Raw genomic sequence first — 22,362 nt, 5'->3', positions numbered from 1 at the left:
GTAGGAGACAGTATACCCAATGTAGATCCCAACGATGTAAGTACGAGGCCCTGTCTCGAAGATGCCAGGCAACTGCGCACAAGGTGGCAAACCGTGGGGAGGAAGCTTGCGAATGTGAGCGTCAAGCTGGATAGCCGCCGAGAACCGTCCGGGTCATAGGGTCAGTCCCGCCGATTCGGGCATGGTTCAACGCAATTCGTTTCCAGACGCATTCACGCCAAGACCCATCGGGTCCGCGCGGAGCTTGCAGTAGCACGGAACAGAAACCCTATAGAGGCCGACACTGCAGGCCCATCGCTGTGCGATTCCAAAAAATCCGCTGGCTGCTGACAGCGAAACCGAACCGGAAAAGTTGGTGGAGGTAGATGAGGAGCTTGGGTGGGGATAGATCACGTGTTTCAAGACCGTCGCGTCTTGAAACGTCCCTTATTTGGGGAGGACTTCATCCTGTGCCCGCTAGTAGAGCTTGCTCCAACGCGGGGTGGGCCGTGGTAACACGAACCCACGATCGAAGTCGGCAGCAGAAGGCATAGGAGTGACCCGCCGAGTCCAACGGCGACACAAAGGCGTGAACGTCACAAGACAAGGAACGAACCACCGATGAACTCTGATGCTTCCTCGCTCTCCATCCGGGCTTGACCCGGTGGAAGCAAGACTGATGAGTTACAAAGAAGCGGCCGATTTGCTTGGCTCCCCTCCGGCCTCGTGCCGGTGGAAGCAAGGACGATCACTGGCCATCTCAAGTCGCGTTGGTCCCTTTGCCACCGGCACGTGGCCAGTGGGGAGATGGGTTGCTTTGGGCCTGCGGTGTCGTAGCCAGTCAGTCGGATTCACCACCGGCACGAGGCCGGTTGGAGTCTGGTCAAATCGAACGAATGGTAACAGCTATGCAGACGACTTTGTGATTTTCACAAAGACCGAAGCGGCGGCGCAGCGTGTGTACGCGAGCACCGAACGCTTCTTGACCGACCGATTGAAGTTGACCGTCAACCACGACAAGAGCAACATCCGCAAAACGGATGGGCTTGAGTACGTGGGCTATAAGTTTCGTGGCTACGGCGGCCAAATACGGGTCAGTGGTAAGAAGCTGAAGGCATTCAAAGAGCGTGCCTCGGAGATCTTTCGTAGAAACCGAGGCGTCTCGATGGAATCGCGTTACAAGGCTTTCGCATCCTACGCACGGGGTTGGTTAGGGTACTTCGCGTTGGATCAAGTAAAGACAACGTTCACCAACTTAGACAAATGCCCCAAAACTGATCAACGCAGGCCGTCGGGTACGCGCCTGTTACTGGAAACAGTGGCGGAAATCGAAGACCCGTCTGAAGAATCTGATGTCGTTGGGCGTGTCCTATCGTGTCGCTCGTGGCTTTGCGATGAGCGGCAAGGGCCCGTGTTGGTTGGCAGGCAGAGCGTCTTTCCACGACGTCAGGTGTCCAGTGAGCTTTATCCAACGAGTACCTGGCCGCCGAGGGCTTGTTTATTCTTGACGAGTGCTGGCTATCGCTTGCATCCTTGCGGCGAAACGCACTGTATTCATCGATCTAGTGCGGACCCGCATGCTAGGTGTTGTGGGAGGGGGCCCGGGCAACCGGGCCCCTATCCCGATACCCATGGTTCTGTGCAGTTCACGCTGTCAACGATTGAGGTGAAAAACTCGTTCGCACGACGGTTTGGAATTGAGTAGCCGATGTTGGGCGTGAAAACTGAAGCTTCTGTGTGAGTGTTGAAGGAGAATATCCCGTGAGGACGCCCGGTTTGATTGGGTAATCGGCCAGAGGTGATTCTCCTTTCATCTTCGAGAGGTACGGCATTCACGTGAAAGATCAATGAGCCGACAAATCTGACTGGCAGTCCCGCCCATGGTGGGAATCTATACTGACTGTCGTGATGGTCAAGGGTATCCCGATGGATTGAATGCAGAAGCTCAAACGTCGGCGTAAGGTAATCGGGTAGGCAATAGAGATAGAAGTAATGTTCCAATGGGATGAATGCCCAGCGCCAGCGAAGCGAGTAGACACGTTGTGCAACGTGTTCCCGAACGTGTTCCCGAACGTGTTCCCGAACGTGTTCCCGAACGTGTTGCTTTCGAATGTTAGCGAATCCCAGTTTCGCGAATTCGGCATCTATCACGATTGGTGGCTTGCCAGGAACGGCACAACCTGAAAGAGTGTCATGATTGGCCGTGGTGTCAGCGGGTGGTGAGTACGGATTCACTGTTGCACAGAACGGTGGCGATCAGCGGGCCGGGAGAGTTGACTTTCCATTCGTAAAACCATGCAAGCTCGGCTCCGTTGCATCGCTTGGTTCCCCGCGCAATTCAGACTAACCTGTGGTGGGCGATCTCGCTTCTGAGCTGCCCTCAAACACAGCGAGCTCTTCGTTTAGTCGCGCAATCAGTTTGCGAATACCAGCCTTGGTGAAGCCTTTCTCGCCGATCGGATGGTCTGCCTGTAGCGCCTCCAGACGCGATTGCAAATCGCGCAGTTCGGTTTGAGCTTTTTCGTATTCGATAGCGTTATGGATCATAGTTGTATCTCGACTACACCCTTGCGTCGATTGTCTGCCTCACGGGTCCTACTAAAGAATTCTAACCAATCTTCCCAGTCACGTCTATCTTCGGCAGCGAACAGCTCTTCAGGACGCCGAGTTACAAGCATGGAATCGAGTTCCACGGCTTCCAAATCTCCGCGTTCCAAGCGTTCAGCAAAATCATCGGGCAGCCACACAACCGCATCAACGTCATCGGGGTCCGGTTTTGATGTAACGAAACTGCCATCAACGAAAAATCGTTTCGCGTCGATGACACGTGCAAGTTCGAGCCATCGCCGGAGCCGCAGCGCAAGTCTCTGACGCGGCCGCGTCGCAGTGCCGAAACGAAACGTAGCATCAGCTTCGGAAGCAACGTACAAACCCTCGGGCAAGTACCCATCGTCTCTGAAATCAGGAATCACGTTTGTTTAATGATCCTCGGTATGTCACTCGGTGAACGGCACGCGTCACCCGGTACGCGCGAAAGATTGTCAACTTCGAAACCGCCCGGCTCGCGTACTCGGGTGCACGCGATGGTTCCCCGTCTTTGGGTCAGCCGGGCCGTTGCTCATGATATCAGAATCCAGTTCAGCGTGGGTATGCACCATCGACGCCCGCCGCCAGCGTAATGCAAGCCGCTACAACAAGGACGATTGCATGCTTCCGATTGAATGTCCCATTGCGAACGCAATCATTGACCGTGACGACTGCGACCAGCATGAACATCAACGAACACACGGACATGATTGACGAGCCAATCGCCGGCAGCAGATCGTGTAGCCTCGCATGTGTACCTGGGTCGACGAATGACGAACCGAAACTCCATGTAAGCCAGCCGACGATTCCCGTTGCAGCCGAAACAATCGCCAGCCGAACGTAAAACGGTTGACGTTGTCGTTGTGCGTTCACAAAGTCAGGCGACTCCAATCTTCGATCGGGGAACGACGGCGGTAACCGAGCCGCCGCCAATAAACTTTGGTTTCAAAAAACGCGTCACCGGCGGCTTCGGTGCACCGGTACGCCCGACATGGGCGTGAACTTGTGGGGTGCCGCTTCCTTCGGGAAGCCAGTCCCCTGTACGAACTCGGAACTTGAAACGAAGGACAGTATACCAAATGTAATCTTTCAAGATGAAGTACTAGGCCCTGTCTCCAAGATGCCCGGCAACTGCGCACAAGGCGACAAACCGTGGGGAGGAAGCCTGCGATGCTCGATCGGCGTAGCAACCGGCAGCATTCCGCCAAAACTGCGGGGTAACGAATAGAAACGCGATAGAGGCTCTGGGAGTCATTGGGGTGAGCGGCCCGAGGACTGCAAAACCCGTTTCCGACAACCTCCTGAGTAGATCGCGTACTCGCGCAGCGAAAGTTCACGTCCCTTATTCGGGGAGATCTCAGACGCGTACCCGCGAGTAGGGCTTGCCCGAAAGGCGGGACGACCAGGGTGACCTGACTCGTGCTCTGAGAAGTCAGCAGAGGTCATTGTACCGATCTGCCGCAATCCAGCGGCAACGGAAAGGACCGAACGTTTCTTGACAAGGAAGAACCATCGATGAATTCGAACCGACCCAAACACACAAAACCTCATTCCGGCAACCAGCAAGGAGCGGAAGACATGAAAGGCCCGTGCTCTTGGGAGTCCCTTACCGGTCACTCGGGCTCGGCGTCCATCGAGAAGCCAGCCTTGAACGCTGTTCCACAGAACCTCATGGAACAAATTGTCGACACCGACAACCTCGAATGTGCCTGGGCACGAGTCCGATCCAACCGCGGAGCCCCTGGCCCCGATGGCATCACGATCGACGAATTCCCAAACCACTTTCCGGAACTCTGGCCGGTGCTTCGACAACAACTGTTGGAAGGAACTTACAAGCCCGGCCCCGTCCGGCGTAAGTCGATTCCCAAACCGGACGGCGGCGAGCGACACCTCGGAATCCCAAACGTAGTGGATCGCCTCGTTCAACAAGCCCTCCTGTTAGTCCTAACCCCGATCTTTGATCCGGACTTCTCCGAATCAAGTTTCGGATTTCGGCCTCACCGCTCCGCTCACGAAGCGATCCATCTCGTTCAAACGCACATTCAAGCCGGCTACCGCTGGTGCGTCGACATGGACCTGTCGAAATTTTTCGACCGCGTGCAGCACGATGTATTGATGCACCGTGTGTCTCGCAAGGTCCGCGACAAGCGACTGCTGCGTCTGATCGGGAACTATTTACGAGCGGGTGTGATGGTCGATACCGATTGGCAACCTTCGACCGAAGGAACGATGCAAGGCGGGCCACTTTCACCGTTGCTTGCGAACATCCTGCTGGATGATTTCGACAAAGAAATGGAGAAACGCGGTCACCGCTTCGTTCGCTACGCGGATGACTTCTTGGTGTTCTCCAAGACTGAGCAGTCAGCCACACGTGTCTTTCGATCGGTAGAACGCTACCTGACATCCAAGCTAAAACTCGTGGTCAACCACGACAAGAGCCGTATCTGTCCGACGGAGGTGGTCGATTTTCTCGGCTACACCTTCCGCGGCTTCGGTGGACGGCTGGGTGTCAGCCCGAAGAATCTGAAGAAGTTCAAGGCGCGAGTGCGAGAAATCACCCGTCGTAACGGTGGTCGATCGATTCAATCGCGTTTCCTGGAGCTTCGACGCTACTTCCAAGGCTGGGTAGGTTACTTTCACTACGGACTGGGTAAGAAGCAAGTGCAGAGTTTGGACAAGTGGACCCGACGGCGCATCCGCGCCTGCTACTGGAAACAGTGGTACCGAGTCCGCACCCGAATTCGGATGTTGCTGAAGCTCGGCGTCCGTCGTGACGAAGCCATTTCCCATGGTAGCAGTGGCCGCGGACCTTGGGTGATGTCATCGAGTGCTGCGATGCATGTCGCGATCTCGATCGACTATCTCAATAAGAACGGACTAGCGAGCCTTGAGGCGATTTGGAGCAAGTTTGCTTCCAAGAAATGAACCGCCGTATGCGGACCCGCATGTACGGTGGTGTGAGAGGGGTCCCGGGCAACCGGGCCCCTATCTCGATCATGGTTATCCGAGCTTTTGGAGTACCGAACCGCTACATGGCTGTGACCAGCTTTTCGACGAGTGTAGCGACGCCATTTTGCGCTTCGTCAATGGATCTACGATGGCGGTCATCGCCAAACTCTTGATATTCAATCCCGATGTGGTGAATGTATTCGTCCCCATTCACGCCAAGATAGAAAGAACAAGTCTTTATGTGAGGCACCAAGTGATTCATGTGTTCCCGTACTCCTCCAGTGTCGAATCCGAATTCACCCGATGAAGTAAGGATGACGAGCGTCTTGTCGGATAGAATCGGCTCGAGCGGAAAGTCTCCGCGACCAAGATCGAAAGAGAAGGTCTTGTTGATGCGAATGACTTGGTCGAACCACGCTTTCAGCGATGAAGGCATACCATAATTATACATCGGCGTACCAAGCAAAATGATGTCAGCAGTCGCAAGCTCTGCAATAAGGATATCCGAAAGCGTAAGCATTTTAGCCTGCTCTTCTGATCGGTCGGAAGGAGGCGTGAAAGCGCAAGCAATCCATTCTTCGGTCACGGGAGGAGGCGCGTCTCTGCCAACGTCGCGTTCGACGACCACATCTTCCGGACAGTGCTTCAACCAGTTTCGCACGAAATGCGAAGAGAGTCGCCGCGTAAGTGAACGCTCACCACGGGCGCTAGCGTCGATTTTGAGGATTGTCGTCATGGATTCTTGTCGGATAAACGAATTGAACGAATTGCGATCTATGCAGGCACAGGACGTGCATGCATAGATCGGGCGTTGAGCTTTGTCGGAGGTTGACGTCCCGTAGGACTTGGATCGGAGCGTCCAATCCACCCTCAAAAAGATTCTATCTCGAACGACACTCCCGGTGTCAAACCAGGCAGGTACATCTGGATCGCTTTTGCCGGTTCCGGTCCCGTTTCCTTTGCGACTTCTACCTGCGTTTCCAGGTACCAGTCGTAATAATCCGAACCGTAGTGGGCCGTCCAGAACTCTCGGTGTGACTCCCGCTGGCGCTCCGCGTACCACTCCGGACACGTCTCACTCTCTCGCCAGAACAACTCCTTCCACGTCGGCTTGGGCGTTTCACACACCAAACTTAGCTCGATGCTCCCGCAGTGCGCACACTCGGGCAACGATGGAGGCTCCCACTGCGAGTCCATCGAATCGACCGCTTCGGTCGGCGTTTCCGAGACATCCGGCTCTGTCCCCAGCAACTCCTGACAACGAGCCATGTAGCCTGCCAGTCGGTTGTTGCTCCAACCGCCAAAGTACCGAGACTTGGTCAACTGGTCCGGTTGGATGTGCAGACACCAGCGGCGGGTGAACTCGGGCACTGATAGCTTGATCGGGACTTGTTCCCGCTCACCGCCCACACGTTTTCCTTCACGGGCCATGAAGACCACCTCGTCGCTGTCCGCAGCGGTGATGCGGTGGTTGCTGATCGGACCGCCGGTCAAGTAACGCGTCAGGTAGTTGACCACTTCGCCGCCACCACTGGTCTCTCTGGGCGGCGGTTGGATGTAGGCAACCCATTGGGTCGACTCCAGGTTCTTGACGAACACCTCCCAGTTCTCATCGCTTTGCAGGTACTCGAACTTCCCGCCCAGCTTCAGTTTGCCGTCGCGTCGCAAGCGACGAAGTTTCGCGATCGCCCGCTTACGGAAGTCTTCCTTCAACTTCTCGGAGTCGACCAGATAGTAACCATCCGAATTGCGAACCCCCGGCGGCGTCTTGGCTTCTTTCCAGTCATCGCCACTCAAGCTCGGCCCGGCACCGGGCACCAGCATGTGAACATGCCAGTGTGCCTCCAGCTTTTGGTTCCAGGTGTGCAATACGCTGATCGCTGCCGGGTCGTAGTCTTGCTCGGACTTGATGTTTTTCGAAAGACTCTTCCAAGCCGTACTGACCAACAAGTCCGCCAGCTCGTTTCGGTTGGCCAGTGCCAACTCGGAGAGATCGCTCGGCAGGGTGAAGACGACTTGATAGTACGCCACGCCGGATAGGATCAGCTTGGACGCCTTGTCATTGAAGTCCACTCGCTTGCTGCCACTGCATTGGGGACAGTGGCGGTCGCCGCACGAGTTGTACCGTGAACTGCTCTTACCGCAGTCGTTGCACAGATACTCACGACCGCCAAGCACATGCGTGCGGCAAAGCGACAGCTTCGCCAGCACGCTCTGGACTTGGCCGCAAGTCGATGCGTCGACCATCGACGCCGCACCGACCCGCAAAATCTCCGCGACGGTTAGCTTTTCTTGCTCGGCTGCGAATCGTCGTCGTTCTTTGGTTTCCCGTTTTCCTCCGGCGGCCCTTCTTCGGGTATCACGTACGTCGGCAGTTGTTTCACTGGCAGCCAGTCCAGCGGGCTCGGTGCGCTGCTGAGGTGCTCGCGACGACAGTGCAGATAAATCATCGTCGTCAGGAAACTCGCGTGACCCAGCAGCCGACTGATGGTCAGAATGTCCACTCCGGCTTCCAGAAGTCCGGTCGCGTAGCTGTGACGCAGAGCGTGCGGAAAGATCCTCTTTTTGATCCCCGCCCGCTTGCCTGCTTCCTTCATCGCCTTGCGGATTGTCGTGTCGGCGTAGGTCTTGTTGGCCGAGTTGCCCGGGAACAGTAAGCCCTCCGGACGATACTTCAGCCAGTAGATCCTGAGCTCTTTCAAGAGCCTCGGTGAAAGCGGAACGCTTCTCTCCTTGCGTCCTTTGCCGCAGGCGATCTTGACCATCATGCGGTCCGAGTCGATGTCCGCGATGGTCAAGTTGGCGGCTTCGGAGTACCTCATCCCGCAAGCGTAGAGTGTCATCAGAAAGGTTCGATGTTTCAGATTGGGAGTGCACTGGAGCAGCCTGTCGACTTCGTTCCGGCTCAGCACGGTGGGCAGTTTCTTTTCACGTCTGCCGAAGGGCAGCATGGTGACTGGCCAGGAAACGGGGATGGAATGTTTGTAGAGGAACCGTAAGGCACAGACTGCCTGGTTGAAGCTGCTGTAGGAACCCTTTACCTCTTCAATCAGATAAAGCTGGAACAATCGAACGTCTTCCGGGGTTACGCGGTCTAGCGGTTTTTTGATGAAGTCGGCGAACCGCTTGGTGTGGTAGGTGTACGCGTCGATGGTGGCCTGAGCGTAATTGCGAATCTTCAAGTCTTCCGCGAGACGTTTGGTGAGTTCGCAAGAGCGTTTTTGATAGGGAGTCATGTTGTGAATCCTGAGTGGAAAGGGAAACAAAAAAAGGTTGTCCAACCTACGAATGAGATTGGTGTTTCCGAGGCTGCTTACAGTTAGCAAAAGCGCAAGTAAAAACTGGAAATAAAGTCAAAAAGAATCAAAACGTTCAACGATTAACCCGGCGATTTACGGGTCGCATGCGAAGAAAAAAAGAATGAAAGAAAGACTGTCGCGAAGCGAATCAAAGACCTTTGAAAGACACGTCAGCATGCGTGTGCACTGGGGTCAGCCCAGCCCAAGCGGCGGGCGAAAGAAGGTGCGGTGTGCGAATGCAAGAAGAAGCACAATCAACGCTTGAAGTTGGTTGGCAAGGATGCCAACGCCTCCTTCCCCGCAAGGATGCGTACTCCTGACTTGCCCCAAAGAACGATCAGCAATCCACTGCCAGATTCTTCACAAACTCAACCAACAGAGACCCGATTAAGTTCAACGACTGCCGTAACCGGGCACGAACGGAAGGCTTTGATTTCAGTTGCCGCGTGAATGAGTGCTCCGGTTCACGGCTTTGTTATTTGGCTGTGCTGAGGGTGACGGCGATGGTGTTGCGCCGCTCAATAGTCATAGGACTTCGCGTGCCTCAGGGATATGCGATGTCGCGATTAACTGTGCAACTTGGCAGTGCTGACTGAATATCGGCAGCGCCCTTTGAGGTGATTGTCGTTCTTTTAAGGTGAAGATAACGCAATTGCGTCAATTTTGCAAAATGCGGTACGGCACCATCACTGATAGGAGTGCCATCGAGCGTGACGTGTGTCAGTGAAGGAAGCTTTGCCAGATGTCGAATCCCTTGATCCGTCACCTGAAGTCGCCCGAGATAAAGACCTTCGAGCTTACCAAGCTTGTGAAGGTGTGCGAGTCCGGAATCTGAAACGAGGGGGCTCGAAATTGAAAGCCTCTGCAACTGGGCAAAAACGGACAGAAACTCCAGATCACTATCGTCAATAGCGATATCCACGAGGTCGAGCATGCGTAGCTGACTCATGTCCGCGAGGCTGCGCAATCCATGGCCCGTGATCGCGGTCGAACTGATGTTCAGTCGTTCTATCTCGTTAAGGCCTTTGAGATGCTTTAGCCCTGCATCGGTAATTGCTGTTCCAGCAATGTCCAACCGCTCGAGTTCGGGAAAAGGTTCCAGCAATCGGAGGTCGGAGTCTATGAGTTTGCGTGGCGCAAATCCCCTGTCAGACAGCCCAACCGGATCGTAGAACGACACGCCAAAAAGGCGACCGGACGAGTCCATATCAACCAGTGCCAGGTCACGAACTGTACGGAGGCTGGTCTCGCGGGACAGTAGCGACGACGGGCGTTGCTTGGCAGTACGAGCCAATTCGGCGGTGGGTTGGAGACTGGCTGGTTCACGCGATCGGTGCCAGATGCTCGCGGCAAGCACAACGGCAGCGATTGGTGCCGCAACGAGAATCCAAATCGACCAAGGGCGGTTCATTTGTCGTCCGATCGAGCACGTTGCCAAATAACGGCGGCGTTGACCGAGCGACGCCATTGTGGTTTCCATGTTCATCCGCCCGATGCGTCGCTTCGGTCCAACGCATGGTTCTGTCGTCTTCCGAGGCGGAACCGTACCGCCGGGATGCGACCATTGGATTGTACCGCCTTTTTCGACCGCTCTGCAATTCGAGCTCTGGATTCGTTCCTGCTTTCGACCCGCCGACGATGTGGCCGAAGTCGAATGCCGAAACCGGACCGTCACACGTGTTCCAATGGCAACAGATGACTCAAGCATCCGGTCGACCGCACTCCATTTCGCGCGCAACAGTTCGGCGAGAGGACGCATTGCCGAAGCCAACAACATGCTGTCGGCCCCAAGATCCGCCAACTCATTCAACTGGTCGATCACTACATCGACACGCCACAATGGAGCACTGTAACGACAGAACGGCGGCGTTGACCGAGCGACGCCATTGTGGTTTCCATGTTCAACCGCCCGATGCGTCGCTTCGGTCCAACGCATGGTTCTGTCGTCTTCCGTGGCGGCACTGTACCGCTCGGATGCGACCATTGGATTGTATCGCATGCTCGGACGACACTGCAAATCGAGTCCTGGATTTCGCTTCTGGTTTTGTCCCGCGGACGATTTCGCCGAAGTCGAATGCTGAGGCCGGACCGTCACACGTGTTCCAATGGCAACAAGTGGTTCGAGCATCCGGTCGACCACACTCCATTTCACTCGCAACAGTTCGGCGAGAGGACGCATTGCCGAAGCCAACAACATGCTGTCGGCCCCAATATCTGCCAACTCATTCGACTGGTAGATCACTACATCGACACGCGACGATCGAGCACCGTAACGACAGAACGGTGGCGATCACCTCGCCGCGACGAGAGATCTTCCATTTCAAAACGCCTCATTTCGCGGCTGAGGTGCATCGCTTGGTTCTGCCTGCTTCGATAGATATTGGTGACCATCGCTTCTGACCAGAATATCGCAGACGCGCCGTCTACCATCATACAAGAGTGCGATGGTCCAGGAGTGTTCCTGAGATGCCGAGCTCTCTGTTGGAAGTGAGCAAAGAAGATAATCTGCGTGATCGACAAATCTATATCGACCGTCAATGCCTGAACTGTCTGCGGTTTCATTGAAGGAAGCAGATGAGTAATGCTTGCACTGAAATCCAGCATCGGCCATTAGCTTTTCCGCTCTTGAGATTGGCGTACCGTTTGGTACGGCACGGTCCAATGTCGAGAGCAATGAGAGCCGATCTTGGGCATTGCGAATTGAATCAAAGTAGATGATGTCCGGATCATTGGGATCACTGAATCCAATACCGTACTGTTTGACGGAGGTTGTGCATCCAAGTGAGGCAGCAACAACAATCAGAGTTGGAAGCACGTTGAATCGGATTTGCATAACTTCCCTGTCAGGCAGAACGCCTAGCGTAACCGGGCGGCGACGTTACGCTTTGATTTCAGATTCCGCCGGATTCGCCGCTCCGGTTCACGCGATTGTTCTGTGACAGGTGCTTTGCAAACGAGTCGATGCTGGGCAGGCGCCTAACGCCGTGATCCTGAAGTTCTTTCCAGTCCTTTTCGTTCGCATCGGGATCACCGTCAGCCGAAGCGATCGCCTCATCAATTGTGAAAGTAGTTTTCCCAAGCTCTGTAATACTGAGGCATGTGCACTTCACACAATAGTTGAGCGCGATTCCGATGACGTAGACGGATTCAATTTTCGGGTTGTCGAGCAACATCGTTAATGATGGATTCTCAAGCGCAGAGTACGCCACATCCCCTTGATTCACGCCGAAATTGACGACAAGGCTGTCTGGCGGGACGTCAATTTTGTCGGAGATCTCGGCCCCAGGAGTGTTCATCACGCAATGGCGTGCGTGCCGCTGGAATGACCAGTGGTCTTCTGGATGCCAATCTCGTGTAAAGATCACGAGTAAACCGTTTGACTGGGCGAGTTTGATTGCGTCATTTACGGGCTGAAGAACTTTGTTCGGCTTGTGCGCCTTGAGCGAGCCACTGATGAAGTCATTTTGCACATCGACGACAACCAGTACTCTCGACGCGTCAACGCCGACCGTCTCGGGAATACTTGCCTTTGCGACTTCGCTTGGAATGTTCTGCATCATTTGTCGATCGGCAAGACGAGCCCCAGGATCTACACCCAATCGTGTAGGTGATTCATCCACGCTCAGCCCAGTAATCCCACGGCGGACGAATAGCCAGTACACAATTGGAATTGCCACGGTCGCAATGAATGCGTCCGGTATGCAATCGAAGCAGAATGCATACCATCGTGCGCTGGTCTCATCCGGCGGATTCGCCAAACAGTAAAACCCGAAAAGCAGGAGAGCTACCAAAGTCGCGATGAAAGCGAGCAAGTAGTTCTTGTTGTCGTTTGATAGCATTTTTGATTCGTCACAGAACGTTAGACATCACGGAGGACGGACGATGGATCCTCCACTTCAAAAACCACGCAAGCCGTCCTTCCGTGCATGTCATGGTTCTCCGCCGTCTTAGCGTTCACGAGAAAATATCATCGAAGGCCGTTCCCTTCAAGTTCACTAAGTGTGCGTTCGAGTCCGAGTGAGCCGATAGCCATACAATCGCCATCACGATCCGCCACCACCCATTGAAGCAGGCACATCGGATTACCATTGTCATCCTCGACTTCGTTTGGGCGAAATGAAACCGTCCATCCGATTCGATTCTTGACTATTGATGCGGGCACTGGATTGTAGTTTCCGCGATTGCGTCCAAGCGTGTAACACTCCATTCGCTCGACCGCAATCTGAGTTGCTTCGTCTTTGGAAAGTCGCTTGCGTTTGTGTGATCGTCCCATTAGTCGACTTGGTGTTCAGCCTTTGCTATCGAAGTGGAAATGCGAGTAAGGATAAACGAAGCGGTACCCGTGAAACGAATCTGCGGAAATGAAGACCTGAGCGGGAGAACGCAGAGATCACCCAGCCGCGGCGGTGGTCTCTTGTGGTACGTAACGACGACACCCGCGGCTTGGGTGCATCGACATTGATCATCGCGGTACAAGGAGCGACGGCTGGGAAGCATCGCCGCCCGTTGCCATTGTACCGGTTGAACTCGACCGTGGGCAAATCGATCACTCTGATCAGTGCCTGCCTCCACTCTGCACTCGATCACTAGCCGCGTTGATCGCTACGCATCACCGCGGTCGCGGCTAGTGTGCTCCATTGAAAAAACGGCCGACCCGCGACTCCGGTGCATGCGATGGTTCCCCGCCGTGTTCATCGATCAGGTATCGGTTTGGATGAAGATGTAACGCCCGCGAGCAGCCGCATCGCCTATGGGCTTTAGTAAACCCTCGAAGAACTGCTCTCGCACGCAACCGTCACCATCATCGGGTAGGTTCGCAAAGTGTGCTTCGACCATAGAGAGTTGCTCTGCGAGGCGTTTGACAGTCTCGGGATCGAAAATGCTGTAGATGCGGTGATAACCGTAATCGTGAGCAAGTTCGCCATGGAAACGATATCCACTAGAGCCAAACTCGGGCTCTTTGAACATGCCTGCGCCTTGGGCAACACATTCTTCAGCACAGTCCCAGTAGACGCTTTCATAGTCCGTGCATGCGAAACTGATACCAACCGCCTTACCGACGTCATCGCGTAGTGAAAAAACGAAGTGATCCCAAATCTCCGCATCTTCTTCGTTGAGATCGCCGTACCAATCGGGCGACGATAGCCTAGTTTTGATGGCACCCGCAAGTTTCGAGAGATTGCTCGGAAAGAGCTTGGAATCTCCAACCGATTCTTGCAGATACTTGGCGATGACCATCGCTTGGTCGTCGGTCGGACTGGTTGTGAGTTGCGAGAATGCATTCCCATCGAGTGTGTAGATGAAGTAGCCAGCCATTTGTTGTAGCATCTCCAGTTGTGGGTTTAGCGGGGGGAACGCAGAGATCACCCAGCCGCGGCGGTGGTCTCTTGTGGTACGTAACGACAACACCCGCGGCTTGGGTGCATCGACATTGATCATCGCGGTACAAGGAGCGACGGTTGGAACCAGCGTCGCTCCATGCCATTGTACTCGTTCAACTCGACCGTGGGGCAATTGAGAACTCCGCTCCGTCTCTGCCTCCACGCTGTACTCGAACGCTAGCCGCGCTGAACGACTGCCGTAACCGGGCACGAACGGAAGGCTTTGATTTCAGTTGCCGCGTGAATGAGTGCTCCGGTTCACGGCTTTGTTATTTGGCTGTGCTGAGGGTGACGGCGATGGTGTTGCGCCGCTCAATAGTCATAGGACTTCGCGTGCCTCAGGGATATGCGATGTCGCGATTAACTGTGCAACTTGGCAGTGCTGACTGAATATCGGCAGCGCCCTTTGAGGTGATTGTCGTTCTTTTAAGGTGAAGATAACGCAATTGCGTCAATTTTGCAAAATGCGGTACGGCACCATCACTGATAGGAGTGCCATCGAGCGTGACGTGTGTCAGTGAAGGAAGCTTTGCCAGATGTCGAATCCCTTGATCCGTCACCTGAAGTCGCCCGAGATAAAGACCTTCGAGCTTACCAAGCTTGTGAAGGTGTGCGAGTCCGGAATCTGAAACGAGGGGGCTCGAAATTGAAAGCCTCTGCAACTGGGCAAAAACGGACAGAAACTCCAGATCACTATCGTCAATAGCGATATCCACGAGGTCGAGCATGCGTAGCTGACTCATGTCCGCGAGGCTGCGCAATCCATGGCCCGTGATCGCGGTCGAACTGATGTTCAGTCGTTCTATCTCGTTAAGGCCTTTGAGATGCTTTAGCCCTGCATCGGTAATTGCTGTTCCAGCAATGTCCAACCGCTCGAGTTCGGGAAAAGGTTCCAGCAATCGGAGGTCGGAGTCTATGAGTTTGCGTGGCGCAAATCCCCTGTCAGACAGCCCAACCGGATCGTAGAACGACACGCCAAAAAGGCGACCGGACGAGTCCATATCAACCAGTGCCAGGTCACGAACTGTACGGAGGCTGGTCTCGCGGGACAGTAGCGACGACGGGCGTTGCTTGGCAGTACGAGCCAATTCGGCGGTGGGTTGGAGACTGGCTGGTTCACGCGATCGGTGCCAGATGCTCGCGGCAAGCACAACGGCAGCGATTGGTGCCGCAACGAGAATCCAAATCGACCAAGGGCGGTTCATTTGTCGTCCGATCGAGCACGTTGCCAAATAACGGCGGCGTTGACCGAGCGACGCCATTGTGGTTTCCATTTTCATCCGCCCGATGCGTCGCTTCGGTCCAACGCATGGTTCTGTCGTCTTCCGTGGCGGCACTGTACCGCTCGGATGCGACCATTGGATTGTATCGCATGCTCGGACCGCACTGCAATTCGAGCCCTGGCTTCGCTCCTGAATATGTCCCGCCGACGATGTGGCCGAAGTCGAATGCCGAGGCCGGACCGTCACACGTGCTCCACTGGCAACAAGTGATACGAGCACTGTGGCGTCCGCGCTCCATCTCACGCGCAACGGTTCAGCGAGAGAACGCGCGGCCGAAGCCGACGTGCTGCTGTCGGCCCCAAGATCTGCCAACTCATTCGATTGGTCGATCACTACATCGACACGCGACGATCGAACACTGTAACGACAGAACGGCGGCGTTGACCGAGCGACGCCATTGTGGTTTCCATGTTCATCCGTCCGATGCGTCGCTTCGGTCCAACGCATGGTTCTGTCGTCTTCCGAGGCGGCACCGTACCGCCGGAATGCAACCATTGGATTGTATCGCATGCTCGGACCGCACTGCAATTTGAGTCCTGGTTTCGTTTCTGAATATGTCCCGCCGACGATGTGGCCGAAGTCGAATGCCGAGGCCGGACCGTCACACGCGATCCAATGGCAACAGATGACTCGAGCATCCGGTCGACCGCACTCCATTTCGCGCGCAACAGTTCGGCGAGAGGACGCATTGCCGAAGCCAACAACATGCTGTCGGCCCCAAGATCTGCCAACTCATTCGACTGGTCGATCACTACATCGAGACGCGACGATCGAGCACTGTAACGACAGAACGGCGGCGTTGACCGAGCGACGCCATTGTGGTTTCCATGTTCATCCGGCCGATGCGTCGCTTCGGTCCAACGCATGGTTCTGTCGTCTTCCCAGGCGGCACTGTACCGCCGGGATGCGACCATTGGATTGTACAGCCTTTTTCGACCGCTCTGCAATTCGAGCCCTGGTTTCGTTCCTGATTTTGCCCCGCCGACGATGTGGCCGAAGTCGAATGCCGAGGCCGGACCGTCACACGTGTTCCAATGGCAACAGATGACTCGAGCATCCGGTCGACCGCACTCCATTTCGCGCGCAACAGTTCGGCGAGAGGACGCATTACCGAAGCCAACAACATGCTGTCGGCCCCAATATCTGCCAACTCATTCGACTGGTCGATCACTACATCGACACGCTACGATCGAGCACCGTAACGACAGAACGCAGAGATCACCCAGCCGCGGCGGTGGTCTCTTGTGGTACGTAACGACAACACCCGCGGCTTGGGTGCATCGACATTGATCATCGCGGTACAAGGAGCGACGGTTGGGAAGCATCGCCGCCCGTTGCCATTATACCGGTTGAACTCGGCCGTGGGGCAATTCGATCACTCTGATCAGTTCCTGCGTCCACGCTGCACTCGATCGCTAGCCGCGTTGATCGCCTGCCGTAACCGGGCGGCGACGAAAGATTGTCCATTTCAAAACCGCCCGACTTCGCCGCTCCGGTTCACGGCTTGGTTCGGCACTTCGTTACGTCTCGAACCAGCCGAGGATTGGCGCAGTCGAGTAGTCTCGTTTTGGCCTCTCGTTGTATTTGTCGTAAAAATGATACCAACCCGTTTTCGGTAACACAGCACCCAGAGTCCGTCGTTCGTCGTCTCCATAATCAGTGTGGGTCCCTACGTATTGGCGAAATAGATCATGCCAATATTGCTCGTCAGCCAGTTGTTCTGCCGTCAGGCGAATGACAGCGAAACGACGGTACCACGATCCGTTGTCATTCTCGTTTTCGACGATCATCGCATACCAACACATATCAGTGCGGTAGAGCAACATCCCGGAAATTGGGCCGTCCCAGAAATCACAGTGCCAGAGTAACTTGACGTCCGAGCGTGGGATTTGGGGATAGGTCTCGATAATCGTGGATTCGAATTCCGACATGGACTTTTGTGCCGAACGTTGACGATCACGTGGTCGCCGCGAGCGATCCACCACTTCGAACGACTCGGCTCGGCGGCTCGCGTGGATCGTTTGGTTCCTCACGGCTGTGGTGGTCGATCCCAGAGTGTTAGTGTAGCAAATCGGAGTGGTTGCGGACAACGACTTTTCGTCAGCCTGGACGCCGAAGGGGTGGACTCGCAAGCAGTTTCCCGTTGGTCGTTCCAAAGCTGAGCATATTTGAGGAACAGCATCGACTGTTTGGTCGCTCCGGGAATCATCGAAGGAGTGGACGCGCAAGCAATCTCTTTGCCCGCGTGCCAATGCCAACTGAGTTCGAAGCGCGACGCGCTGCGATTTGTTGCCGGGAGGAACGATTCGGATCACGTGGTCGCCGCGAACGACTGACCACTTCAATAAACTCAACTCGGCGACTCACGTGCATCCGCTGGTTCGCCGATTCAAGTGCCGAACGCTGGTATGGAGTACGCAACATTCCATATCACTAAAGTCACCAACGGAGCCGCCGTGGAGATGTTTTATTCGCGCTTCCGAGCGTGTATCATCGCCTGGGATCCGCCAATCTTCCGGTACCATTCTACCTTTCATAGCTTAAAGCGGGCGGTTTTCGATTGAAGCCAAATCGGCTTTAACATCAGCAAGCCACATTGCTTTCGGCCTATCTTCACTAACTGCTTTTAACCTCTCAAATTCTTCCGCAGCTTTGGACTTCAAGTCATCGACTAAAACATTTCGTTTCTCAATCTTCTTCTTGCAGCGGTCTGCCCAAGTTTCGAAGTTCTCTTGCCATTCATCGATCTCACTATCGAAGATATGCCCTCGAACGACCAGCGGAGCATGATCACACATTGTCCTCAACGCCACTAAAGCACCAAGGAAACTACATTCTTCACGATTGAGTTCTGGAAGCAAGCTAGCCCAGTAGCGAACGCGTTTCCGGAGCACGCAAAGACACACGCCATATTCGAATGACGCGTCATCGCTTCCCAGAGGATTCGAACTATGAATGGGCATTTGCTAATTTATTTTTTGGGTGGGCAAAACTGCTCACAATGAGTGCATTGGTATTGCTACTGGATTCAATGCTAGCAGATCCCGGGACTTCTTTCAGTCGACTAACATCGCGTTCGAATGGAAGCGCTAACTCTTGCTGAGAAGAGTGAAAGGCATCTGTCGACCGCTAATCTGCTGTGGCCGGCGAACACTAGCGAACGACCCGGATCAGCGGGGACCGGGAGTTGTGTATCCATTCGTGAAAGCTGTCCACCGGTCCTCCGTTGCATCCGATGGTTACCCGCTTTTTCGTGTGAACAACCAGACAACGCTACCATCGCCGTTCCATACTACAACGCGATCACGATCAATCATAGCGCAAAGAAACGCATCCTGCGTCCAGAACCCTTCCTCGATGTCGTATTCAGGCATCGGCGGACACCACGTTGTCTGGACGTATGTCTGAGTAGTGACCTCCCATTTCGGTACCGGAATGTCATCTCGCGAAGCCGGGGTTTTGAACGTTCCATCAGGACGAAACGTTATCGTAGTGGGCTTGCGTTCGGGCATCTGCGGTATCGTGTGCTCCCATTCACCAACGAGAATATCGGGATCGGACAAATCGTTCAGAGTGACGCCAAGCGACTTCGCGATGCCATCACGAACCAACGCACGATACTCCGCATCGGAGTCCTTCTGATCGATTGGGACAAAGTCGTCCATCAGCATTCAGTCGGGTAACGCAGAGATCACCCAGCCGCGGCGGTGGTCTCTTGTGGTACGTAACGACAACACCCGCGGCTTGGGTGCATCGACATTGATCATCGCGGTACAAGGAGCGACGGCCGGAACCAGCGTCGCTCAATGCCATTGTACCCGGTCAACTCGACCGTGGGTTCATCGAGAACTCCGCTCCGTCTCTGCCTCCACACTGCACTCGATCGCTAGCCGCGCTGATCGCAGAGATCACCCAGCCGCGGCGGTGTTCTCTTGTGGTATGTAACGACGACACCCGCGGCTTGGGTGCATCGACATGGATCATCGCGGTACAAGGAGCGACGGCCGGAACCAGCGTCGCTCGCTGCTATTGTACGCGGTCAACTCGATCGTGGGTCAATCGAGATCTCCGCTCCGTCTCTGCCTCCACCCTGCACTCGATCACTAGCCGCGCTGATCGGCACGCATCACGGGGCCGGCGGTGATGACTCTCCACTTGAAACCGGCCCGACCGCCGGCTCCCGTGCATGCGATGGTTCGCAGGCTTTCTTCCATTGCTGATTGACGTTGGATCGAGCCCAATGAACTCTCTCATCATGATCCACAAGTAGCGATTCACCTGATTCGAACACGAAGATTGTATCACGTGATTGACCGAAACAGGCAATCTCACTGATCCGTTGCGGAACTGCTTGCGATGCGCATATGAATGGTGGGCATTGCTCTGTTGACCAACCTTCATTGCCTATCGCGTCCAGTATCACGACAGCCCGACCCGACGGAGTAAATTCGGCGTGTGATAGCAATCGCGAGTAAACCTCGTCTTCTTCCCCATCGAGTCCGCCCTTCTGGGCGAGCCCAAGGTCAGGGTCGGTTGGATTCCTGAATGGACAGCACGAGTAGTCGGCTTCATAGTTGGCAGTCATCATTGCACCCAGGAACGCATCCCAGTCCAGTCCGACCTCAGATATGAATGACGTTGATTCGGGGAAGAACTTCTTCACGAGGCGAGCGGCTTCCACGAATGCGGGATCGTTTCCTTTCATGTGTCTGCCTGCGAACGGCGGCGTTGACCGAGCGACGCCATTGTGGTTTCCATGTTCATCCGCCCGATGCGTCGCTTCGGTCCAACGCATGGTTCTGTCGTCTTCCTTGGCGGCACCGTACCGCCGGGATGCGACCATTGGATTGTATCGGATGTTCAGACCGCACTGCAATTCGAGCCCTGGCTTCGCTCCTGATTTTGCCCCGCCGACGATGTGGTCGAAGTCGAATGCCGAGGCCGGACCGTCACACGCGATCCAATGGCAACGAATGTTTCGAGCACTTGGTCGTCCGCGCACCGTTTCACGCGCACCATTTCACGCGCAACTGATTGGCGAGAGGACGCTTCACCGAAGTCATCCTACTGTTGTCGGCCCCAAGATCATCCAACTCTTTCGAGGCGTAGATCTCAACATTGCGACGCGACGATCGAGCGCTACGACGACAGAACGGTACGCGTAACCGGGAACGCGCGAAAAAGTCTCTAACGGCCAAAACGCTCAGCTCGCGTTCTCCGGTTCACGCGATGGTTACCCGCTGTTTTGATCGTGCCACGAGTGACCGCACGACACACACATCCTAGCAGTTGGCGTCCGACATAGGGCAGAGCATTCAGCGCAGTAGTTCAGGAAGATATCGTCCGCGTGGTCTCGAAGCAAACGTTCACGAATTGCAAGCCGGGTCGGAATACGTCCGGCAGCTACTAGGTCCTGTGCTTCGGACGTAAGTTCCAGCCCACGAAAATCCGAAAGCTTCCGTTGAATTACTGGGTTTTGTGCATGCTCCGCTTTGAGTCGCATGTTTAGTACGCGTAACGCCAAGTCCTCTGGCTCGGTGCAGTATCGACCGTAGTGGTCCAGGACGTACCGCGTCAGTTCGTCGTCTAGCGATGAGTCAGATTCAAACATCACTCTGTCGGGTAACGTCCAGGATCACGGCGGACGAACGGGAAGGTGACCATTGCGTAACGGCGCCTTGAGTCCTGCCGTGCATCCGTTTGTTCTGTCGTCTTCCGTGGCGGCATCGCACCGCCGGGATGCGACAGTCGGATTGTATCGCCTTCAAGGACCACACTGCAAATCGAGTCCTGGATTTCGCTCCTGATTTTGTCCCGTCGACGATGTGACCGGAGTCGAATGCCGAAGCCGGACCGTCACACGCGTTCCAATGGCAACAATGGCTTGAGCACTGGTTCGATCGCGCTTCGATCGTCGCGAATCCGATCAACGAGAGATCGCGCTGCCGAAGTCAACATGCCGTTGTCGACCCCAACGTCGTCCAACTCTTTCGATGCTCCGATCACAGCATCGTAGCGCATCCATTGAGCACTGTAACGACAGAACGGCGGCGTTGACCGAGCGACGCCATTGTGGTTTCCATGTTCATCCGCCCGATGCGTCGCTTCGGTCCAACGCATGGTTCTGTCGTCTTCCGAGGCGGCACCGTACCGCCGGGATGCGACCATTGGATTGTATCGCATGTTCAGACCGCACTGCAATTCGAGCCCTGGCTTCGCTCCTGATTTCGTCCCGCCGACGATGTGGCCGAAGTCGAATGCCGAGGCCGGACCGTCACACGTGTTCCAATGGCAACAGATGATGATACGAGTCCTGGATCGCCAGCACACGATCTCATGCACAACAGTTCGGCGAGAGGACGCATTGCCGAAGTCAACAACATGCTGTCGGCCCCAAGATCTGCCAACTCATTCGACTGGTCGATCACTACATCGATACGCGACGATCGAGCACTGTAACGACAGAACGCAGAGATCACCCAGCCGCGGCGGTGGTCTCTTGTGGTACGTAACGACAACACCCGCGGCTTGGGTGCATCGACATTGATCATCGCGGTACAAGGAGCGACGGTTGGAACCAGCGTCGCTCCATGCCATTGTACTCGTTCAACTCGACCGTGGGGCAATTGAGAACTCCGCTCCGTCTCTGCCTCCACGCTGTACTCGAACGCTAGCCGCGCTGATCGGCGGCGTTGACCGAGCGACGCCATTGTGGTTTCCATGTTCATCCGCCCGATGCGTCGCTTCGGTCCAACGCATGGTTCTGTCGTCTTCCGAGGCGGCACCGTACCGCTGGGATGCGACCATTGGATTGTATCGCATGCTCGGACCGCACTGCAATTCGAGCCCTGGTTTCGCTCCTGATTTTGTCCCACCGACGATGTG

The 22,362-nt window shown here is 55.2% G+C and carries 24 protein-coding genes; 5 read left to right on the top strand and 19 right to left on the bottom strand.

Translation table 11 applies throughout. The features are described 5' to 3' along the window. The first annotated feature begins 610 nt into the window (after nt 1-610). The gene (locus Pla52nx_RS23540) at nt 611-1,684 is read left to right on the top strand and encodes a group II intron maturase-specific domain-containing protein (RefSeq protein WP_342190242.1); all 1,074 of its coding nucleotides are present in this window, start codon (nt 611-613) and stop codon (nt 1,682-1,684) included. Nucleotides 1,685-2,322: 638 nt separating this feature from the next. Here Pla52nx_RS23540 and Pla52nx_RS23535 read toward each other — a convergent pair. From Pla52nx_RS23535 to Pla52nx_RS23525, 3 genes are all read right to left on the bottom strand, one after another. Next, nucleotides 2,323-2,526, bottom strand: a complete 204-nt coding sequence (locus tag Pla52nx_RS23535; RefSeq protein WP_146523602.1) for a hypothetical protein — start codon at nt 2,524-2,526, stop codon at nt 2,323-2,325. Continuing rightward, nucleotides 2,523-2,951 carry a DUF6932 family protein gene (locus Pla52nx_RS23530; protein ID WP_390620423.1) on the bottom strand — a complete coding sequence of 143 codons (429 nt, stop codon included), beginning with the start codon at nt 2,949-2,951 and terminating at the stop codon, nt 2,523-2,525. The genes Pla52nx_RS23535 and Pla52nx_RS23530 overlap by 4 nt, the downstream gene beginning before the upstream one ends. Before the next feature lie 166 nt (nt 2,952-3,117). Next, nucleotides 3,118-3,438 (bottom strand): hypothetical protein, encoded by a 321-nt coding sequence (locus Pla52nx_RS23525; protein WP_146523600.1) that lies wholly within the window; start codon nt 3,436-3,438, stop codon nt 3,118-3,120. 642 nt (nt 3,439-4,080) lie between these two features. Here Pla52nx_RS23525 and ltrA point away from each other — a divergent pair. Beyond that, nucleotides 4,081-5,490: a group II intron reverse transcriptase/maturase gene (ltrA, locus tag Pla52nx_RS23520; protein ID WP_342190241.1), complete on the top strand. Its 1,410-nt coding sequence runs from the start codon at nt 4,081-4,083 to the stop codon at nt 5,488-5,490. 103 nt (nt 5,491-5,593) lie between these two features. Here ltrA and Pla52nx_RS23515 read toward each other — a convergent pair whose 3' ends face one another. The 4 genes from Pla52nx_RS23515 to Pla52nx_RS23500 form a co-directional block, all read right to left on the bottom strand. Beyond that, nucleotides 5,594-6,250 carry an FMN-dependent NADH-azoreductase gene (locus Pla52nx_RS23515; protein WP_342190240.1) on the bottom strand — a complete coding sequence of 219 codons (657 nt, stop codon included), beginning with the start codon at nt 6,248-6,250 and terminating at the stop codon, nt 5,594-5,596. A 134-nt stretch (nt 6,251-6,384) separates the two neighbouring features. Next, nucleotides 6,385-7,782: an IS91 family transposase gene (locus tag Pla52nx_RS23510; protein ID WP_425289835.1), complete on the bottom strand. Its 1,398-nt coding sequence runs from the start codon at nt 7,780-7,782 to the stop codon at nt 6,385-6,387. A 14-nt stretch (nt 7,783-7,796) separates the two neighbouring features. After that, complete coding sequence (locus tag Pla52nx_RS23505) at nt 7,797-8,750, bottom strand: site-specific integrase (protein ID WP_342190238.1); 954 nt, start codon at nt 8,748-8,750, stop codon at nt 7,797-7,799. 607 nt (nt 8,751-9,357) lie between these two features. Continuing rightward, entirely contained in the window at nt 9,358-10,299 is a 942-nt protein-coding gene (locus tag Pla52nx_RS23500) for a leucine-rich repeat domain-containing protein (RefSeq protein WP_146522266.1), read from the bottom strand. Between the two features lie 199 nt (nt 10,300-10,498). On the opposite strand from Pla52nx_RS23500, the gene Pla52nx_RS23495 reads away from it, so the two are divergent. Continuing rightward, a complete protein-coding gene (locus tag Pla52nx_RS23495) occupies nt 10,499-10,666 on the top strand; it encodes a hypothetical protein (RefSeq protein WP_342190237.1) in 168 nt (55 codons plus the stop codon). Nucleotides 10,667-11,133: 467 nt separating this feature from the next. Here Pla52nx_RS23495 and Pla52nx_RS23490 read toward each other — a convergent pair whose 3' ends face one another. The 7 genes from Pla52nx_RS23490 to Pla52nx_RS23460 form a co-directional block, all read right to left on the bottom strand. Further along, nucleotides 11,134-11,646: a hypothetical protein gene (locus Pla52nx_RS23490; protein WP_146523877.1), complete on the bottom strand. Its 513-nt coding sequence runs from the start codon at nt 11,644-11,646 to the stop codon at nt 11,134-11,136. 58 nt (nt 11,647-11,704) lie between these two features. Continuing rightward, on the bottom strand, nt 11,705-12,370 hold the full coding sequence (locus Pla52nx_RS23485; protein WP_261344289.1) for an isochorismatase family protein: 666 nt from the start codon (nt 12,368-12,370) through the stop codon (nt 11,705-11,707). 410 nt (nt 12,371-12,780) lie between these two features. Then, nucleotides 12,781-13,086 carry a hypothetical protein gene (locus tag Pla52nx_RS23480; RefSeq protein WP_146523865.1) on the bottom strand — a complete coding sequence of 102 codons (306 nt, stop codon included), beginning with the start codon at nt 13,084-13,086 and terminating at the stop codon, nt 12,781-12,783. A gap of 425 nt (nt 13,087-13,511) precedes the next feature. Next, on the bottom strand, nt 13,512-14,252 hold the full coding sequence (locus tag Pla52nx_RS23475) for a hypothetical protein (RefSeq protein ID WP_146523875.1): 741 nt from the start codon (nt 14,250-14,252) through the stop codon (nt 13,512-13,514). Between the two features lie 280 nt (nt 14,253-14,532). Continuing rightward, entirely contained in the window at nt 14,533-15,282 is a 750-nt protein-coding gene (locus Pla52nx_RS23470; protein ID WP_342190221.1) for a hypothetical protein, read from the bottom strand. A gap of 28 nt (nt 15,283-15,310) precedes the next feature. Next, nucleotides 15,311-15,568, bottom strand: coding sequence for a hypothetical protein (locus tag Pla52nx_RS23465; protein ID WP_342190236.1), 258 nt, complete (start codon nt 15,566-15,568; stop codon nt 15,311-15,313). 241 nt (nt 15,569-15,809) lie between these two features. Then, the gene (locus tag Pla52nx_RS23460) at nt 15,810-16,343 is read right to left on the bottom strand and encodes a hypothetical protein (RefSeq protein WP_342190235.1); all 534 of its coding nucleotides are present in this window, start codon (nt 16,341-16,343) and stop codon (nt 15,810-15,812) included. 168 nt (nt 16,344-16,511) lie between these two features. On the opposite strand from Pla52nx_RS23460, the gene Pla52nx_RS23455 reads away from it, so the two are divergent. Continuing rightward, nucleotides 16,512-16,679, top strand: coding sequence for a hypothetical protein (locus tag Pla52nx_RS23455; protein ID WP_342190234.1), 168 nt, complete (start codon nt 16,512-16,514; stop codon nt 16,677-16,679). 1,338 nt (nt 16,680-18,017) lie between these two features. Here Pla52nx_RS23455 and Pla52nx_RS23450 read toward each other — a convergent pair. The 4 genes from Pla52nx_RS23450 to Pla52nx_RS23435 all read right to left on the bottom strand — a co-directional run bounded on the left by Pla52nx_RS23450 (nt 18,018) and on the right by Pla52nx_RS23435 (nt 21,660). Continuing rightward, on the bottom strand, nt 18,018-18,338 hold the full coding sequence (locus tag Pla52nx_RS23450; RefSeq protein ID WP_342190233.1) for a hypothetical protein: 321 nt from the start codon (nt 18,336-18,338) through the stop codon (nt 18,018-18,020). Nucleotides 18,339-18,716: 378 nt separating this feature from the next. Next, nucleotides 18,717-19,142, bottom strand: a complete 426-nt coding sequence (locus Pla52nx_RS23445) for a hypothetical protein (protein ID WP_146523630.1) — start codon at nt 19,140-19,142, stop codon at nt 18,717-18,719. A gap of 461 nt (nt 19,143-19,603) precedes the next feature. Further along, nucleotides 19,604-20,320 (bottom strand): hypothetical protein, encoded by a 717-nt coding sequence (locus tag Pla52nx_RS23440; protein WP_342190232.1) that lies wholly within the window; start codon nt 20,318-20,320, stop codon nt 19,604-19,606. Nucleotides 20,321-21,333: 1,013 nt separating this feature from the next. Then, nucleotides 21,334-21,660, bottom strand: coding sequence for a hypothetical protein (locus Pla52nx_RS23435; protein ID WP_342190231.1), 327 nt, complete (start codon nt 21,658-21,660; stop codon nt 21,334-21,336). A gap of 105 nt (nt 21,661-21,765) precedes the next feature. Here Pla52nx_RS23435 and Pla52nx_RS23430 point away from each other — a divergent pair, with 105 nt between their 5' ends. After that, nucleotides 21,766-21,936: a hypothetical protein gene (locus Pla52nx_RS23430; protein WP_342190191.1), complete on the top strand. Its 171-nt coding sequence runs from the start codon at nt 21,766-21,768 to the stop codon at nt 21,934-21,936. A 147-nt stretch (nt 21,937-22,083) separates the two neighbouring features. Here Pla52nx_RS23430 and Pla52nx_RS23425 read toward each other — a convergent pair whose 3' ends face one another. Beyond that, nucleotides 22,084-22,299 (bottom strand): hypothetical protein, encoded by a 216-nt coding sequence (locus Pla52nx_RS23425; RefSeq protein WP_342190230.1) that lies wholly within the window; start codon nt 22,297-22,299, stop codon nt 22,084-22,086. Nucleotides 22,300-22,362 lie beyond the last annotated feature (63 nt).

This window comes from Stieleria varia (assembly GCF_038443385.1).
Taxonomy (GTDB): domain Bacteria; phylum Planctomycetota; class Planctomycetia; order Pirellulales; family Pirellulaceae; genus Stieleria; species Stieleria varia.
Note: the sequence above shows the minus strand (reverse complement) of the source record. Positions and strands in the feature narration are given on the sequence as shown.

What these genes read in the sequence shown, in the direction of transcription:
- Pla52nx_RS23540 (WP_342190242.1), top strand. Translation starts at nt 611, where the DNA reads ATGCTTCCTCGCTCTCCATCCGGGCTTGACCCGGTGGAAGCAAGACTG.
- Pla52nx_RS23535 (WP_146523602.1), bottom strand. Translation starts at nt 2,526, where the DNA reads ATGATCCATAACGCTATCGAATACGAAAAAGCTCAAACCGAACTGCGC.
- ltrA (WP_342190241.1), top strand. Translation starts at nt 4,081, where the DNA reads ATGAATTCGAACCGACCCAAACACACAAAACCTCATTCCGGCAACCAG.
- Pla52nx_RS23515 (WP_342190240.1), bottom strand. Translation starts at nt 6,250, where the DNA reads ATGACGACAATCCTCAAAATCGACGCTAGCGCCCGTGGTGAGCGTTCA.
- Pla52nx_RS23505 (WP_342190238.1), bottom strand. Translation starts at nt 8,750, where the DNA reads ATGACTCCCTATCAAAAACGCTCTTGCGAACTCACCAAACGTCTCGCG.
- Pla52nx_RS23500 (WP_146522266.1), bottom strand. Translation starts at nt 10,299, where the DNA reads ATGAACATGGAAACCACAATGGCGTCGCTCGGTCAACGCCGCCGTTAT.
- Pla52nx_RS23495 (WP_342190237.1), top strand. Translation starts at nt 10,499, where the DNA reads ATGGCAACAGATGACTCAAGCATCCGGTCGACCGCACTCCATTTCGCG.
- Pla52nx_RS23490 (WP_146523877.1), bottom strand. Translation starts at nt 11,646, where the DNA reads ATGCAAATCCGATTCAACGTGCTTCCAACTCTGATTGTTGTTGCTGCC.
- Pla52nx_RS23485 (WP_261344289.1), bottom strand. Translation starts at nt 12,370, where the DNA reads ATGCAGAACATTCCAAGCGAAGTCGCAAAGGCAAGTATTCCCGAGACG.
- Pla52nx_RS23480 (WP_146523865.1), bottom strand. Translation starts at nt 13,086, where the DNA reads ATGGGACGATCACACAAACGCAAGCGACTTTCCAAAGACGAAGCAACT.
- Pla52nx_RS23475 (WP_146523875.1), bottom strand. Translation starts at nt 14,252, where the DNA reads ATGATCAATGTCGATGCACCCAAGCCGCGGGTGTTGTCGTTACGTACC.
- Pla52nx_RS23465 (WP_342190236.1), bottom strand. Translation starts at nt 15,568, where the DNA reads ATGCGATACAATCCAATGGTCGCATCCGAGCGGTACAGTGCCGCCACG.
- Pla52nx_RS23460 (WP_342190235.1), bottom strand. Translation starts at nt 16,343, where the DNA reads ATGCGTTGGACCGAAGCGACGCATCGGCCGGATGAACATGGAAACCAC.
- Pla52nx_RS23455 (WP_342190234.1), top strand. Translation starts at nt 16,512, where the DNA reads ATGGCAACAGATGACTCGAGCATCCGGTCGACCGCACTCCATTTCGCG.
- Pla52nx_RS23445 (WP_146523630.1), bottom strand. Translation starts at nt 19,142, where the DNA reads ATGGACGACTTTGTCCCAATCGATCAGAAGGACTCCGATGCGGAGTAT.
- Pla52nx_RS23440 (WP_342190232.1), bottom strand. Translation starts at nt 20,320, where the DNA reads ATGGTCGCATCCCGGCGGTACGGTGCCGCCAAGGAAGACGACAGAACC.
- Pla52nx_RS23435 (WP_342190231.1), bottom strand. Translation starts at nt 21,660, where the DNA reads ATGCGATACAATCCAATGGTCGCATCCCGGCGGTACGGTGCCGCCTCG.
- Pla52nx_RS23430 (WP_342190191.1), top strand. Translation starts at nt 21,766, where the DNA reads ATGGCAACAGATGATGATACGAGTCCTGGATCGCCAGCACACGATCTC.
- Pla52nx_RS23425 (WP_342190230.1), bottom strand. Translation starts at nt 22,299, where the DNA reads ATGCGATACAATCCAATGGTCGCATCCCAGCGGTACGGTGCCGCCTCG.